Source organism: Duganella sp. Dugasp78, from assembly GCF_059491455.1.
On sequence record NZ_CP168506.1, the window covers coordinates 5132364 to 5148091 of the forward strand.

A 15728-nucleotide genomic window follows, 5' to 3' on the forward strand; every position below is an offset into this window, starting at 1 on the left:
TGACGTTTTTTCGAAGTGACCTTAAGGCAGCAGCAGCGAGTGTTGGCTGGCGGTGTGGAAGTCGCGCCAGACCCGGTTGATGGCGCTGTCTTCGTGGGCGGCGTACAGGCCGCAATACGGGTACAGCTCATCGACCGCCGTCCGCGAGGCGGCCACCAGCGCGAGGGAGCTTGCCTGTATCGCGTGCACATCGTCCGCAGCGAGCGGTGCGCCGCTTTCGACCAGCGCCCAGCTGCGGTCCAGTATATGGTAGAAGTGCGCACGGGCGGCGGCAAGGACTTGCTCCCTGGCGCGCAGCAGCCTGGCGACTTCGGGGACCTCCAGCAGCGGCAGGTTCTTGAGCGCGTGCCGGCGGCGTGCCATGCACGGCCGCGCCAACTGCAGGAAATGGTTCGCCATGCCCGCCACATTGGCCGCCAGCGTGACGAAGGCCAGCGAATAAAACGGGAAGCGATACAGCGGACCATCGGCCGTAGCAGCAGCAGGGCTGATCGTGAAGCCATGGTCCTTGCTCACCCACGCGCCGTCGATGCGGTAGCTGTGCGAGGCGCTGGCGCGCAGGCCGATGCTGCCCCAGGACGGCACGATCTGTACCTGCTGCGCCGGCACCAGGAAGGCGCGGATGCGCGGCGCGCCTTGTTGGTCCAGCAGCGGCTGTCCGTTGGCGCGCAGGACAGCGTTCAGCGTGAAGTGGGTGGTCATCGGCGCGCCGCTGGCGTAGTCCCAGCGGCCGGTGATGCGGAACCCTGCGGCTTCCCCATCGCCTTCCTGGTCGGCGTAGCCGGTCGGGGCGCCGCTGCCGCCAAGGCAGACACGCTTGCCGCCGATGATGTCGCGTGCCAGCGCCGGCGGCAGGAAACCGGCGAACCATCCAGCGCCCGCGCACAGCGTGAGCACCCAGCCCATGCTGCCGTCGATGCCGGCCACCGCTTCCTCCAGACGCACCGCTTGCGGCAAAGACAGCTCGGCGCCGCCGCTGGCGCGCGGAGCCAGCATCCTGAACCAGCCGCGCCGGTGCAGCAAGGCCTGCTGCACCGGATGCAGAAAACGGGCGGCATCGGCCATTGCAGCGTAGCGCTCGATACGGCGGGCGTCGCGCGCGAGGAGGGGAGAGACGGCGGTCAGGGACATGCGGGATCTTCAGGCAGTAGCAATGCCCGGTATTTTCGCACTATTGTGCGGGTTTCAGAACCCTCCCATGCCGTTTCGGTATGTTTGCAGCGATAAAAATGATTGGTTAAGCGGGTATGGTTCGTCGTAGCATGATGATGTACAAGCCCCCACTTTATGAAAGACACATGATGTCAGCAATCAAACTTGCGATCGTCGGCGTCGGCAAGATCGTCCACGACCAGCATCTGCCCGCCATCGCGGCCAACGCCGATTTCCAACTGGTGGCCTCGGCCAGCCGGAATAACACTATCGACGGCCTGCCCGGCTTCAAGTCCATCGAGGAGATGCTGGCGGCCATGCCGGAGATCGACGCCGTGTCGCTGTGCATGCCGCCGCAGTATCGCTACCAGGCCGCGCGCGTGGCGCTGGCCGCCGGCAAGCACGTGTTCCTGGAAAAACCGCCGGGTGCGACCCTGTCCGAAGTAGCCGATCTGGAGGCGCTGGCCGCCGCCAAGGGCGTGACCCTGTTCACCAGCTGGCACTCGCGCTACGCGCCGGCGGTGCAGCCGGCCAAGGCCTACCTGGCCGCCCACGCGCCTACCGGCATGCAGGTGACCTGGAAGGAAGACGTGCGTCAATGGCATCCGAACCAGGAATGGATCTGGCAGGCCGGTGGCCTGGGCGTGTTCGATCCGGGCATCAACGCGCTGTCCATCGTCACCGAGATCCTGCCGTCGCTGATCTTCCTGAACCGCGCCACGCTGGAATTCCCCGAGAACCGCGACGCCCCCATCGCCGCCGAGCTGCATTTCCAGGACGGCGCCGGCATGCCGGTGCATGCGGTGTTTGACTGGCGCCAGACCGGCAAGCAAAGCTGGGATATCGTCGTCCAGACAGCGGATGGCGAGCTTAAACTGAGCGACGGCGGCGCGCGCCTGTGGATACACGGCGTCGAACAGCCGCTCGAGAAGGAGGCCGAGTACCCGTCGCTGTACCGCCGCTTCGCCGGCTTGGTCAAGGAGGGCCGCGCCGATGTCGATGTGGCGCCGCTGCGCCACGTGGCCGACGCCTTCATGCTCGGCCAACGCAAGCTGGTCGACGCCTTCCACGACTGACGCCGCTCAGGCCATCTGTCCGATGGTCTTGCGGAAGCGTCGCAGCGACAGCGCAAACAGCAGCGCGCCGATCGCCGCCAGCGCCAGCATCTGCGGCCAGATCACGCCCAGGCCGGCGCCCCGGTACAGGATGGCCTGGGCGGCCGCCACGAAGTGCGTGGTCGGCGCCGCCAGCATGATGTCCTGTACCAGCGCCGGCATGCTCTCGCGCGGCGTCGAGCCGCCCGACAGCATTTGCAGCGGCAGCAGCACCAGCACCAGCAGCATGCCGAACTGCGGCATGCTGCGCGCCAGCGTGGCGAGGAAAATCCCCATCGACGTGGTGGCGAACAGGTGCAGCGCCGTCACCAGCACGAACAACGCGATCGAGCCGGTGACCGGCACGTGCAGTGCGCCCTGCACGATGAACACCAGCGACGCCAGGGCCGCCAGCACCACCACCGATCCCATCGACCAGACCTTGGCCAGCATGATTTCCATCGGCGTCACCGGCATCACCAGCAGGTGCTCGATGGTGCCGTGTTCGCGCTCGCGTATCAGCGCGGCGCCGGTCAGGATGATGGACAGCATGGTGACGTTGTTGATGATCTCCATCAGCGAGCCAAACCACGATTGCTCCAGGTTGGGATTGAAGCGCATGCGCAGGTCCAGGTCCACCGGCGGTGCGGCCGCCGCCTGCTGGCGGCGCAGGAAATCGCCCACCTCGGCGCCGACGATCTGCTGGATGTAGCCGTTGCCGGTGAAGGCCTGGCTCATGCGCGTGGCGTCGACATTGAGCTGGATCGCCGGCGCCCGCCCGGCCAGCGTGTCGCGCTGGTAGTTGGGCGGAATGGCCAGCACGAAGGTGTAGTCGCCGCTGTCCAGGCCCGCGTCGGCCTGGCTGGCGGTCACCAGCGACGGCGTGCGGAAGTGCGGCGGATAGAAGCCGGCGGCTATCCTGGCCGACAAGGGCGAGCCGTCCAGGTCGACGATGGCGATGGCGGCGTTGTGCAGGCTTTCCGGCATCGCCGTGGCCGCGACGTAGATCGACAGCGAGAAGGTGTACGCGATCAGCACCAGCATGGCGGGGTCGCGCAGCAGGCTCCACAACTCCTTGATGCCGAGCCGGTAGATATGCGCCGCGCGCGTGGTCAGGGGAGTGCGCATGCTCATCGCTCCTGTTTGTCCAGCAGCAGCGCCGACAAGGTGAGGATCACCGGCACCGCCAGCAGCAGCGGCCACAGTGAACCACCCAGCTCGCCCAGCCCCAGCGCCTTGTTGAACACGCCGCGGCTGATGGTCAGGAAGTGCGTGGCCGGGTAGATGCGGCCGATCAGCGCGCCCATGCCGCTCAGGCCGGACACCGGATTGAGCAGGCCGGCAAACTGCACGCAGGGGATGATGGTGCCTATCATGGTCACGAACAGCGCGGCGATCTGGCTGTGGGTAAAGGTCGACACCAGCAGGCCGAGGCCGGTGGAACAGATCACGTAGACCAGCGCGGCCAGCGTCAGCGCCGGCAGGCTGCCCTTGACCGGCACGCCGAACACGGTGGCCGCCAGCACGGTCAGCAGCGCGAAGTTCAGCATGCCCAGCGCGACGTAGGGCACCTGCTTGCCAAGCAAGAATTCCAGCCGCGTCACCGGCGTCACGTACAGGTTGAGGATGGAGCCCAGCTCCTTCTCGCGCACCACCGACAGCGCGCTGAGCATCGCCGGGATCATCATCAGCAGCATCGGGATTACCGCCGGGATCATGGCCGGCAGGCTCTTGACGTCGGGGTTGTAGCGGTAACGCGTCTCCAGCGTGCCGGCGCCGGCCAGCTTCATGCCCAGCCGGTGCTGCGCCAGGTCGGCCAGCCAGCCCATGTGCATGGCTTGCACATAGCCGCGCGTGGTTTCGGCGCGCATCGGCATGGCGCCATCGACCCAGGCGCCCACCGCGACCGGGGTGCCGCGTTGCAGGTCGCGGCCGAAGCCGGGCGGGATCTCGATCGCCAGCGCCAGTTCGCCGCTGCGCATGCGGCGGTCCAGGTCGTCGTAGTCGGCCAGCGGCGGGCGTTCGATGAAATAGCGCGAGCCGGACAGGTTGAGCGCGTAGTTTTGACTGAGGCCGCTCTGGTCGCGGTCGAGCACGGCGTAGGACAGGTTCTCGACGTCCATGTTGATGCCGTAGCCGATGATGAACATCAGGATTGCTGTGCCCAGCAGCGCAAGCGTGGCGCGCACTGGGTCGCGGCGCAGTTCCAGCGTCTCGCGCAGGGTGTAGCTGTAGGCCCGTTGCAGGCTGCGGCGCCAGCCGGCACGCGGCGCGGCCTCCACGACGGGGGACGCAGGCGCGGCGGCCGGCGGCGCCACGTTGCCGGCCGCTGCCTCCAAGTAGGCGATGAACGCCTGCTCCAGCGTGGCGACGCCGCGCATGGCCGGCAGCTCCGCGGGCGCGGCGCTGACCAGCACGCGGCCCGCATGCATCAGCGAGATTCGGTCGCAGCGTTCGGCCTCGTTCATGAAGTGGGTCGAGATGAAGATGGTGACCTGGTCGTTGCGGGCCAGGTCTATCATCAGGCGCCAGAACAGGTCGCGCGCCACGGGATCGACACCGGAAGTCGGTTCGTCCAGGATCAGCAGTTCCGGCTTGTGCACCATGGCCACCGCCAGCGACAGGCGCTGGCGCACGCCCAGCGGCAGCTGTTCGGGCAGGGTATCGAGCACGCCGGCCAGGCCGAAGCGCTGCGCCATGTCCGCCACGCGGCCGGCGATGTCGGCCTCAGGCACGCTGAACATGCGCGCGTGCAGCACCAGGTTCTGTTCCACCGTCAGCTCGCCGTACAGCGAGAACGCTTGCGACATGTAGCCGACGCGGCGGCGGGTCGCCATGTCGCCAGCGTCGACCTCACGGCCGAACAGCAGGGCGCTGCCTTCGGTGGCCGGCAGCAGGCCGGTCAGCATTTTCATCGTGGTCGATTTGCCGCAGCCGTTGGAGCCCAGGAAGCCGAAGATCTCGCCGCGGCGGATGCGGAAGTCCACGTGGTCGACCGCGGTGAAGTCGCCGAAGGTCATGGTCAGGCCCTGCGCTTCGATGGCGATGCTGTCGTTGCCCTCGGCCGGCTGGAACGGCGGCACCGTCACCGCCTGGTGGTCGCCGCGCTTTTCGGCCGGCAGCAGCGCGATGAAGGCCTGCTCCAGCGTCGCCGTGGCGGTGCGGGCGCGCAGCTCCTGCGGCGTGCCGGTGGCCAGCACCTGGCCGTCGTCCATCGCCACCAGCCAGTCGAAGCGGTCGGCTTCCTCCATGTAGGCGGTGGCCACCACCACGCTCATGGCGGGGCGCTGGCGCCGGATGTGGGCGATCAGGTCCCAGAACTGCGCGCGCGAGAGCGGATCGACGCCGGTGGTCGGCTCGTCCAGGATCAGCAGGTCGGGATCGTGGATCAGCGCGCAGCACAGGCCCAGCTTCTGCTTCATGCCGCCGGACAGCTTGCCGGCCGGCCGCTGCAGGAAGGGCGCCAGGCCGGTGCCGGCGGTCAGCTCGTCGATGCGGCGACGGCGGCTGGCTGCGTCGTGGCCGAACAGGCGGCCGAAGAATTGCAGGTTCTCTTCCACCGACAAGGTCGGATACAGGTTGCGGCCCAGGCCCTGCGGCATGTAGGCGATGCGCGGACAGACGGCGTCGCGGTGGCGCTTGCTGCGCATGTCGCCGCCCAGCACCGTCACGCTGCCTTGCTGCACCGCGCGCGCGCCCGCCACCAGCGACAGCAGGCTGGACTTGCCGACGCCGTCCGGCCCGATCAGGCCTATCATGCAGCCGGCCGGCAGGTCCAGGTCGATGGCGCGCAGCGCGCGGGTGTCGCCGTATTGCAGCGCCACGCCGCGCAGACCGGCGACGCCGGCCGCGACGTCATCGCTCATTGCGGCACCTTGATGTCCAGCTTGGCCGGCCATGGTGCCTTGGCGTCAAGCTGGACCCAGGCCACGCCGGGCAGGCCGGTCTTGACCAGCTTCATGTGCTTTTGCAGCAGCGCCGGATCGATCTGGGCCTTGACGCGGAACATCAGCTTCTGGCGTTCGCTGGCGGTTTCCACGGTCTTGGGCGTGAACTGCGCGGTGCTGGCGACGAAGGACACGCGCGCCGGCAGCACGTACTGCGGCGCGGCGTCCAGCACCACGCGCACCGGTGCGCCCAGCGCCAGCTTGCCTGCCGCCTGCTCGGGCACGAAGAAGGTCATGTAGACGTCGGCCAGGTCGACCAGGTTGAGCACCTTGCCGCCGCTGCCCAGCACTTCGCCGGTCTGCGCGATGCGGTACTGCACCCGGCCGGCGCGCGGCGCGGTCAGCGCGCTGTCGGCCAGGTCAACGTCGATGCGGTCGACCGTGGCCCGGGCCGCCGTCACCGAGGCGCGCGCGCCGCTGGCCTGGGTGCGCGCGGCGTCGATGGCGCTGCGGGCCGCTTCGGCCTGCGCCTTGGCGGCGCGGATCACGGCGCTGGTGGAGCGCACGCGGCTGCGGTCGTCGTCCAGCTCCTGTTCCGACGAGGCGCCTTCCAGCACCAGCGTTTCGGAGCGTTTGAGGCGGCGCTGGGCCGCGTCGAGTTCGCTTTCGCGCTGCACCACCAGCGCCTGCGCGGCCTGGTAATCGCTCTGGCGCACGGAGACCATGGCGTCGGCGCTGGCGACGGCGGTCAGGGCTTGCGCCTGGCGCGCGGCGGCCTCGTCGCGCTGGGCTTGCAGCGAGGTCGCCTGCATGTGAGCCAGCACCTGGCCGGCGGCCACGAAGTCGCCCTCGTTGACGGCGATGTCCTGCAGGCGACCCGGCAGCTTGGCGGCGATGTCGATCTCGGTTGCTTCGATGCGGCCATTGCCGCTGGTGAATTCGGGGCCGGGGCCGGCCGGGTGCATGCGCTGCCAGCCGTAGGCGGCGCCGGCCAGCAGGGCGGCGCCGACGGCGGCGACGCCGAGTTTGCGTGTCAGGGTAGGAGTCATGTGCGGGATGGGGGTAGGTAGATGAAAGCGGCGAGCGGCGGCGCGGCGATGGCAGGATCGCCGCCGAGGGCGCTGTACAGGGCGATGCCTGCGCCCAGCAGGGCGCGGCGCAGCTGGATCAATTGCTGTTCTGCGCTGAGCAGGTCGCGCTGGGCGTCGAGCACGTCGAGGAAGGCGGCGGCGCCGCTGTCGTAACGCAGTTGCGACAGGCGGGCGCGTTCGCGCTGTACCTGCAGGGCGCGTTCGGCGATGGTCAGCTGCTGGCCGAGCCAGGCCTGGGCCGACAGCGCGTCGGCGACGTCGCGGAAGGCGCCCTGGATGGTCTTTTCATAGTTGGCGATGGCGCTGTCGCGGCGCGCTTCGGTCAGGCTCAGGTTCTGGCGCCGGCGGTCGCCGTCGAACAGTGGCAGCGTGATGCTGGGGGCGAAGGTCCACGAGCGGCTGCCGCCGGCGAACAGGCCGCTCAGCTCGGCGCTGGTGGTGCCCAGCGCGGCGGTCAGGCTCACTTGCGGGAAGAAGGCGGCGCGCGCCGCGCCGATGTTGGCGTTGGCCGATTGCAGCTGGTGTTCGGCGGCGACGATGTCGGCGCGCCGCTCCAGCAGCACGGATGGCAAGCCGGGGGCCAGCGCGGGCAGCGCATCGGCGTGGTTCGCGGCCAGGTTCGCGGCTTCGGCGTCCAGCGGCGCCAGCGCGTCGGCGCTGCCGATCAGCAGTTGCAGCGCATGGCGTTTGCGGTCGCGCTCCTGTTCCAGCTGGCGGGTGAGCGCCTGCGCCTGCAACAGCAGCGTTTCCACTTGCGTCAGGTTCAGGCGCGAGGTGGAGCCCACGGCGACCCGGCGCGAGTAGATGCGGTAGCTTTCCTGCCGGGTGGCCAGCGTGCGCCGCGCCAGCGCGATGCGCTGGTCGATTTCGCGCACGTCGAAATAGCCCTCGGCCACGTGGGTGATCAGGCTCATGGTGACGGCGCGGCGCGCGGCGTCGCTGGCCAGGTAGTCTTGCAGGGCGGCGTCGCGCAGGCTGGCCAGGTGGCCCCACAGGTCGATTTCCCAGGCGCTCACGCCCAGCCCGGCCTGGTACTGGCTGGCGATCATCTCGTGGCGGGTCAGGCTGAGGTCGGCGGGCACTTGCTGGCGCTGCCCGCTTGCCTGCGCGGCCAGCAGCGGCAGCCGGCCGGCGCGTTCGATGCCGTAGGCCGCGCGCGCCTGCTCAACGCGCAGGGCGGCGATGCGCAGGTCGCGGTTCTGCGCCAGCGCCTCGACAATCAGCGCTTGCAGCACCGGCGAGGAAAAATAGCCGCGCCATTCGGGCAGGGCGGTGGCGGCCGTGGTTGCAGTGGCGGGGCCGGCATAGCTGGCGGCCACCGGCAGCGGCGGCCGCGCATATGGCGGCGCCATCGAAGCGCAGCCTTGCAGCAGCGACGCGGCGAGCGCAGCGGCGATCGCGGCGGTGCGCGGCCTGGCGAACGGCGCAGGCTGGAACATGGGGTAACTCCTTGAGAAGGACAGAGCGGCCGCTCGGTTAAGCGACGAGGGCAGTGTACGGCGGCAGTCAAGCGCGTGTAATTGATGTGGATCAAATTTCAACAAATGGACGGCGGCGGGCGGGGGCCGCCGTCCATGGGGGGCACCGCTTACGGCCGTTGCTCGCGGTAGCGGTGGGCCAGCATCAGCGCCAGCGCGGCCGAGGCGGTGCGGGCGGCGGCGTTGTCGGCACGGCTGGTCAGGGCGATCGGCACGGCCGCGCCCAGCACCACGCCGCAGACGGCGGCGCCGGCCAGGTACTCCAGCTGCTTGGCCAGCAGGTTGCCGGCTTCGAGGTCGGGCGCGATCAGGATGTCGGCGTGGCCGGCCACCGGCGAGTCGATGCCCTTGGTGCGCGCGGCCATCGGCGAGATGGCGTTGTCGAAGGCCAGCGGGCCGTCCAGCAGGGCGCCGTTGATCTGGCCGCGGTCGGCCATCTTGCACAGGGCCGCCGCGTCCAGCGTGGACGGGATTTTCGGCGTTACCGTTTCCACCGCCGACAGGATGGCGACCTTGGGTTCGGCCGTGCCCAGCGCATGCGCCAGGTCGATGGCGTTCTGCACGATGTCGACCTTGTGGTCCAGCGTGGGCTGGATGTTGAGCGCGCCGTCCGAGATCAGCAGCACCTTGTCGTACAGCGGTACTTCGACGCGGAACACGTGCGACAGGCGGCGCGCGGTGCGCAGCCCCGGCGTTTCCAGCACGGCTGAGATCAGCTCGTCGGTGTGCAGGCTGCCTTTCATCAGCATCTCCACTTCGCCGGCGGCGGCCATGGCGGCGCCGCGCGCGGCTGCCGCATGGCTGTGCGGCACGTCGACCAGTTCGATGCCGTCCAGCGACAGTCCGGTGCTCTCGGCCAGCGCGCGCAGGCGCGCCTGCGGGCCGACCAGCACCGGCACGATCAGGCCGTGCGTGCCGGCGTCGAGGGCGCCGCGCAGGCAGGCTTCGTCGCAGGGATGGACCACGGCGCAGCGCACCGGCGTCAGCGGCGCCGCCGCCTCCATCAGGCTGGCATAATTGGCGTGCACCTGGGACAGGCTCAGCGGCGGCAGGTGGACCCGGGGGCGGCGTACTTTCTCGGCCGGCGCGATCACGGTGGCGACGCCGGTCAGCACCACGGCGCCGGTCTGGTTCTTGATCTCGCAGTCGAGCAGCACGTGTTTCTTGGTCGGCTCCTTGGCCGTCACGGTGGCGGTGATACGCAACTCGTCGCCCACGCGCACTGGCTTGAGGAACTGCAGCGTCTGGGCCAGGTAGATCGTGCCGGGACCGGGCAGGCAGGTGCCCAGCAGGCGCGAGATCAGCGCCGCGCCCCACATGCCATGCGCGATCACGCCGTGGAACAGGGTGTGGCCGGCGTACTCCGGATCGACGTGGGCGGGATTCACATCGCCGGAGACGGCGGCAAAGGCGGCGATATCATCCTTGCTCAGCGTGCGGCTCAGACGGGCGCTCTGGCCCAGCTGCAATTCATCGTAGGTGATGTTTTCAATAATGTCGTCGGCTTCGTTCATGGTAGTGGCTTTGGTGGGCAATGCTGGGCAGTCTAGTGAGCGCGGTCGGGGAAGTATTTGATCCAGATCAAATACTTCAGGGACACCCGCCAACCATAATCTGTGCATGTTAAATCAGGAGGGCATGTGAAGACCGCAAAGTTGAAAGTAGTTCCCGACACCCCGGCGCCAAAACGGCAAGCCGAACAGCCTGGCAACGCGCTGGATTTGTACGTGCAAAGCCAGATAGCGCGGCTGACCGGCGGCGTGTCGCCGATCGCGATGTCGCTGGCGTTCCAGGACTGGTGGCAGCACCTGGCCGTGTCGCCGGGCAAGTGCAGCGAGCTGGCGGCGCAGTGTCTGGGAGAGCTGGCCGGGATGGGCCAGCCGGTCGCCGCCGAAGACAGCCGTTTCGATAATTTCGCCTGGCGTCAATGGCCGTTCTCGCAATACGTGAGCAACTTCAAGCAGGCGGAGCGGTTTTGGGGCGAGGCCACCTCGGGCGTGCGCGGCGTGGCGCCGCACCACGCCGAGGTGGTGGCGTTCACCGCGCGCCAACTGCTGGACCTGTGCTCGCCATCGAATTTCCTCTGGACCAATCCGGAAGTGCTGCAGGCCGCGGCCGCCAGCGGCGGGCGCAGCCTGATCGACGGCGCGCTCAACTGGCGGCGCGACCTGTGCCGCCGCCTGGCACCGCCCGATATGGCGGTGCCGGAGCCGACCGGCCCCAGCTACGTGCCGGGGCAGGACGTGGCGGTCACGCCGGGCCAGGTCATTTACAGCAACGAATTGATCGAGCTGATCCAGTACACGCCGCAGACCGGGCAGGTCTACCGTGAGCCGGTGCTGATCGTGCCGTCGTGGATCATGAAGTACTACATCCTGGACCTGTCGCCGCACAATTCGCTGGTGCGCTACCTGGTGCAGCAGGGCCACACGGTATTGATGCTGTCCTGGCGCAATCCCGGCCAGCAGGACCGCGACCTGGGCATGGACGATTATCTGCAATACGGCGTGCTGGCCGCGCTGGAGCAGGCCGACCAGCTGGGCGGCGGCGCGCCGGTGCACGCGGTGGGCTATTGCCTCGGCGGCACCTTGCTGGCGATCGCCGCCGCAGCCATCGATTCGGGCGAGCTCGGCAAGCGTGGCAAGCTGGCCTCCATCACGCTGCTGGCGGCGCAGACCGATTTCAGCGAACCGGGCGAGCTCGGCCTGTTCATCGACGACAGCGAGCTGGCCCTGCTCGATGCGCTGATGTGGGACCAGGGCTACCTGGACGGCGACCAGATGGCCGCGTCCTTCCAGCTGCTGCACGCGCGCGACCTGGTGTGGTCGCGCATGATGCGCGAGTACCTGATGGGCGAGCGCAGCGCGGCGAACGACCTGATGTCCTGGAACGCCGATAGCACGCGGCTGCCGTTCCGCATGCACAGCGAGTACCTGCATGGGCTGTTCCTGCGCAACGACCTGGCCGAGGGGCGGTATCTGGCGCTGGGCAAACCGATCGCGCTGTCCGATATCCGCACGCCGACGTTTGTGGTCGGCACGGAGCGCGACCACGTGTCGCCGTGGCGCTCGGTGTACAAGATCCATCTGCTGTGCGGTACGACCATCGATTTCGTGCTGGCCTCCGGCGGGCACAACGCCGGCATCGTCTCCGAACCCGGCCACGCCAATCGCAGCTACCGCAGCCGTCCCGCCAGCGTGCCGGCGGCCGGCTACAAGAGTCCCGACGAATGGCTGGACAGCGCCGAGCGTAGCGACGGTTCATGGTGGCCGCACTGGCAGCAATGGCTGGTGCGGCATGGCAGCCGCGAGCGCGTGGCGCCGCCGGCGATGGACCTGGGCCGGGTGTTGGGCCCGGCGCCAGGCCACTTCGTGCTGGAGCATTGAAGAGAGACTGATCTCAGTGCGAGATCAGCACCGGCAGCGTCATCTGCCGCAGGATACTGCGGGTGGCGCTGCCCAGCAGCGTTTCATGCAGGCGCCGGTGGCCGTAGCCGCCCATCACCAGCAAGTCGCAGCCGCGCTCGGCCGCCGCGCACAGCAGGGCCGAGCCGGTTTCCTCCGTGGTGAACTCGCGCATCACATCCACTTGAACGCTGTGGCGGGACAGGAACAGCGCCATGTCGGCGCCCGGATCGGCACCATGGCGGGCCGGGTCGCGGTCGGCGTTGAGCACCAGCAGCGTGACGCGTTCGGCCAGACGCAGCAAAGGCAGGGCGTCGCTGAAGGCACGCGCCGCCTGCGCGCTGCCGTCCCAGGCCAGCAGCGGGTGACGGATGACGGCCGGCGTGGGTTGGACCCCGGCATCGCTTGACGCCGGCGCCAGCAGCAACGGCCGGCCGCCGTGCAGCAGCAGCTCCGGCGGCAGCGGGCGGCTGACACCGAACTGGATGTCGCCGGGATCGGTCTGGCTCAGTACCAGTAAATCGGCATAGCGCGCGTGCAGCAGCAGGCCGCTTTCGGCGTCGTCCTCGTACAGGCTGCTGGACCACAGCTTGACGCCGGCGCCGTCCACATCGCGTTCAAAACTGGCCAGCGCGGCGGCGGCCTGGTGGCGCAAGTGGTCCAGCACGTGCGGCGGCAGCGGCCAAGCGCCGAGGCTGTCGTTCCATTCCACGTAGCGCGAAATGCCGGTCAGCGCGACCCCGGTCAGGTGGGCGCCGGTGGCCAGGGCGACCCTGGCCGCCAGCGCGTAGCGTGCGGCGGCGTGCGGCGACTGGTCGCAATGCACGGCGATGGTTTTATAGCTCATCGCCGGGCCTCAATGCGACATCAGCACGGGCAACGTCATCGACGCCAACAGCGTGCGGGTGACGCCGCCCAGCACCGTTTCGCGCCAGCGCAGGTGGCCGTAGGCGCCCATCACCAGCAGGTCGGCGCCGAGATCGGCCGACAGCGACAACAGCGCTTCCCCCACGTTCATGGCCTGCGGTTTCGGTTGCTGTAGGACTTCGACCTCGACGCCGTGGCGCGCCAGGAACAGCGCGATATCGGTGCCCGGCTCGGCCCCGTGCACGCCATATTGATGTTCGGCATCGAACACCACCAGCGACACGCGGGCGCTGCGGCGCAGCAGCGGCAGCGCGTCGGTGACGGCGCGGGTGGCGGAGCGGCTGCCGTCCCAGGCGACCAGCGCGTGGCGGTCCATGTGCGGATAGGTGCCGGCATACGGCACCACCAGCACCGGCCGGCCACCGTGCAGCGCCAGATGGGCCGCCAGGCCCGGGCCGAGCAGCATGCCTTCCTCGCCCGGCTCGCATTGGCTGAGCACCACCAGGTCGGCATAGCGCGCCTGCAGCACCAGGCCGTCCTGGGCCTCGTCGTCGCTGATGCGGCGCTCGTAGCGCACGTCGGCCGCGCGCGCCTGGGCCTCGAAGCGGGCCAGCGACTGTTCGGCGTTGCTGACCAGTTCGTCAAGCTGGTCCTGCGGCACCATGCCGGCATACATCATGGCGCTGTTGCGGTAGAACTCGGCCGCGATGCCGGTGGTGGCGGCGCCGATCAGGTGCGCATCCTGCTGGCTGGCCAGGCGCGCGGCCAGGGCGATGCGTTCGGGGGCGTGGGCTGAGCTGTCGACGTGGACGAGTATGGTCTTGTAGGACATGACGTTCTCCTGGTCAAGTGAAAAACTCAGACTAACAAGTGCCCTGCGAAAAATATATGATCTGCATCAAAATCAGCTCAATGCGCTGCCTGGCCGTGGAAGGCCTTGTTGGCGATCTTCCAGCCTTCGCCGGTCTTGAGCAAGACAAAGTAGTCGACGAAGGTCGTGGCGCCATGCTCCAGCGTGATGCGGGCGCAGGCGGCGTTGCCGTGTACCTCGATCCAGTCGGCCGTGCGGCGGCGCTGCGCCTCGTCGGCGGCCGGCGTGCGTTTGAAACGTTCGCAATACACAGCCAGCGGCCACGACGTGAAGACGCCGTCGCGCATGGATTCGATGTGGGCGCTGGGCAGGAAGGCCTTGCGCATGAAGTCGGCGTCATCCCGGGCATGGCCCTGGAAGTAATTTTGTATCGGTTGCAGCACCGCCAGTTGTTCGGCGTTGAAGCGCGTGTTATCCATAGAAGTCTCCCGGTTGAGAGCGCATCCTACGTGAGCCCGGCGCGGCTGTGGCCGCGCCGCGCCGATAGCCGCTATACGCCGGCGGCGATACCGCCTCCGGCTGCAGCCAGGCGCGCTCAAGCCTTGCGGTACACCGACGGCGCCATTGGCTGCACGGCATCGCTGATCTCGTTCAGGCTCTCCGACCGGCCGATGCAGAACAGCCCGCCCGGGCGCAGCAGCGACAAGACCCGGGCCACCACCTGCCGTTTGGTCTCCGAGCTAAAGTAAATCATCACGTTGCGCAGGAAGATGGCGTCGAACGTGCCCAGCGACGGCAGGGCCTGGTTCAAGTTGACCTGGGCGAAGCGCACCCGTTCGCGCAGGCCCGCCGCGACCAGCAGCGTGCCCTGTTGCTCGCCATGGCCCTTGAGGCAGTAGCGGCGCAGATACTCCGGCGGCGTGTGCCGCGCGCGCTCCTCGGGATAATGCGCGGCCTGCGCCCGCCGCAGCACTTGCGTGCTGATGTCCGTGGCCACGATTTCCCAGGGACGCTGGCCGAGGCCGTTGTCCAGCACCATCGCCATGCTGTACGCTTCCTCGCCGGACGAGCAGGCCGCGCTCCACACCCGGTAGGGCCGCCCCGGTTCGCTCACCTTGAGCGCATGCGCGCGCAGCGCGTCGAAGTGGACCGTCTCGCGGAAGAAATAGGTCTCGTTGGTGGTCAGTAAATCGACCGCGGTCTGCACTTCCTGCGGCGCGGTGCCGCTGCTGAGCAGGCGGAAGTAGGCGCCATAGCTGCCCAGCCCGTGCTGCTGCAGGCGCTTGGCCAGCCGCCCGGTGACCAGCGCCTTCTTGCCGTCGGACATGCTGATGCCTGCCGCCGCATAGATAAAGCGCTGGAACTGGCCGAACTCCTGGTCGGTGATGTCGATGCCGCTCATCGGTCCGCCTCACGCGGCCAGCGCGGCCGGGGCCGGCGGCCAGCCTTCGCCGAGCGACTCCATGTCGGCGTTCGACAGCACGCACTCGACATCGAGCAGGATCACGAAGCGGCCGTTGACCTTGCCCATGCCGGCGATGAAGTCGGTGCGGATGCGGGCGCCAAAGGCCGGCGCCGGTTCGATCTCGGCGCGGGCGATCTCCAGCACCGCGTTGACGGCGTCGACCACCACGCCGACGTCGCGCCGCTCGCCGTCCAGTTCGATCTCGACAATGACGATGCAGGTGCGCTTGCTGACCTCGCCCGGCGGCTGGCCGAAGCGCGCCGACAGGTCCATCACCGGCACCACGGCGCCGCGCAGGTTGATGACGCCGCGTATCGCGGCCGGCATCATCGGCACCACCGTCACGCCCTGGTACTCGATGATTTCCTTGATCGCCAGGATGCCGATGGCGAACACTTCGCCGCCGAGCATGAAGGTCAGGTATTGGGTGCGGTCGTTGGCCGCCTGGAGGTTGTTCGCCTCGATGCGCGCGTTCATGG

General features: G+C 68.7%; 13 protein-coding genes. 2 read left to right on the forward strand and 11 right to left on the reverse strand.

The features are described from left to right. Nucleotides 1-21 precede the first annotated feature (21 nt). Entirely contained in the window at nucleotides 22-1131 is a 1110-nt protein-coding gene (locus ACEN9O_RS22785; protein ID WP_495614083.1) for an acyl-CoA dehydrogenase family protein, read from the reverse strand. 167 nt (nucleotides 1132-1298) lie between these two features. Between ACEN9O_RS22785 and ACEN9O_RS22790 the strand changes: the two genes are divergently transcribed. Then, complete coding sequence (locus ACEN9O_RS22790; protein WP_495614084.1) at nucleotides 1299-2228, forward strand: Gfo/Idh/MocA family protein; 930 nt, start codon at nucleotides 1299-1301, stop codon at nucleotides 2226-2228. Nucleotides 2229-2234: 6 nt separating this feature from the next. Here ACEN9O_RS22790 and ACEN9O_RS22795 read toward each other — a convergent pair whose 3' ends face one another. The 5 genes from ACEN9O_RS22795 to ACEN9O_RS22815 form a co-directional block, all read right to left on the reverse strand. Beyond that, nucleotides 2235-3374 (reverse strand): ABC transporter permease, encoded by a 1140-nt coding sequence (locus tag ACEN9O_RS22795; RefSeq protein ID WP_495614085.1) that lies wholly within the window; start codon nucleotides 3372-3374, stop codon nucleotides 2235-2237. A 2-nt stretch (nucleotides 3375-3376) separates the two neighbouring features. Beyond that, the gene (gene rbbA, locus ACEN9O_RS22800; protein WP_495614086.1) at nucleotides 3377-6112 is read right to left on the reverse strand and encodes a ribosome-associated ATPase/putative transporter RbbA; all 2736 of its coding nucleotides are present in this window, start codon (nucleotides 6110-6112) and stop codon (nucleotides 3377-3379) included. Further along, the gene (locus ACEN9O_RS22805; protein ID WP_495614087.1) at nucleotides 6109-7182 is read right to left on the reverse strand and encodes an HlyD family secretion protein; all 1074 of its coding nucleotides are present in this window, start codon (nucleotides 7180-7182) and stop codon (nucleotides 6109-6111) included. The genes rbbA and ACEN9O_RS22805 overlap by 4 nt, the downstream gene beginning before the upstream one ends. Next, nucleotides 7179-8663 carry an efflux transporter outer membrane subunit gene (locus ACEN9O_RS22810; RefSeq protein ID WP_495614088.1) on the reverse strand — a complete coding sequence of 495 codons (1485 nt, stop codon included), beginning with the start codon at nucleotides 8661-8663 and terminating at the stop codon, nucleotides 7179-7181. Before ACEN9O_RS22810 ends, ACEN9O_RS22805 begins: the two co-directional genes overlap by 4 nt. Nucleotides 8664-8812: 149 nt before the next feature. Further along, entirely contained in the window at nucleotides 8813-10216 is a 1404-nt protein-coding gene (locus ACEN9O_RS22815; RefSeq protein WP_495614089.1) for a bifunctional enoyl-CoA hydratase/phosphate acetyltransferase, read from the reverse strand. Between the two features lie 126 nt (nucleotides 10217-10342). Here ACEN9O_RS22815 and ACEN9O_RS22820 point away from each other — a divergent pair, with 126 nt between their 5' ends. Further along, entirely contained in the window at nucleotides 10343-12088 is a 1746-nt protein-coding gene (locus ACEN9O_RS22820) for a PHA/PHB synthase family protein (RefSeq protein WP_495614090.1), read from the forward strand. 13 nt (nucleotides 12089-12101) lie between these two features. Here ACEN9O_RS22820 and ACEN9O_RS22825 read toward each other — a convergent pair whose 3' ends face one another. The 5 genes from ACEN9O_RS22825 to ACEN9O_RS22845 form a co-directional block, all read right to left on the reverse strand. Next, nucleotides 12102-12953: a universal stress protein gene (locus ACEN9O_RS22825; RefSeq protein WP_495614091.1), complete on the reverse strand. Its 852-nt coding sequence runs from the start codon at nucleotides 12951-12953 to the stop codon at nucleotides 12102-12104. Nucleotides 12954-12962: 9 nt separating this feature from the next. Beyond that, a complete protein-coding gene (locus tag ACEN9O_RS22830) occupies nucleotides 12963-13805 on the reverse strand; it encodes a universal stress protein (protein WP_495614092.1) in 843 nt (280 codons plus the stop codon). A gap of 77 nt (nucleotides 13806-13882) precedes the next feature. Then, complete coding sequence (locus ACEN9O_RS22835; protein WP_495614093.1) at nucleotides 13883-14263, reverse strand: nuclear transport factor 2 family protein; 381 nt, start codon at nucleotides 14261-14263, stop codon at nucleotides 13883-13885. A gap of 116 nt (nucleotides 14264-14379) precedes the next feature. Further along, nucleotides 14380-15186, reverse strand: coding sequence for a CheR family methyltransferase (locus ACEN9O_RS22840; protein WP_495614094.1), 807 nt, complete (start codon nucleotides 15184-15186; stop codon nucleotides 14380-14382). A gap of 9 nt (nucleotides 15187-15195) precedes the next feature. Next, nucleotides 15196-15726, reverse strand: coding sequence for a chemotaxis protein CheW (locus tag ACEN9O_RS22845; protein ID WP_495614095.1), 531 nt, complete (start codon nucleotides 15724-15726; stop codon nucleotides 15196-15198). Between the last annotated feature and the right edge of the window lie 2 nt (nucleotides 15727-15728).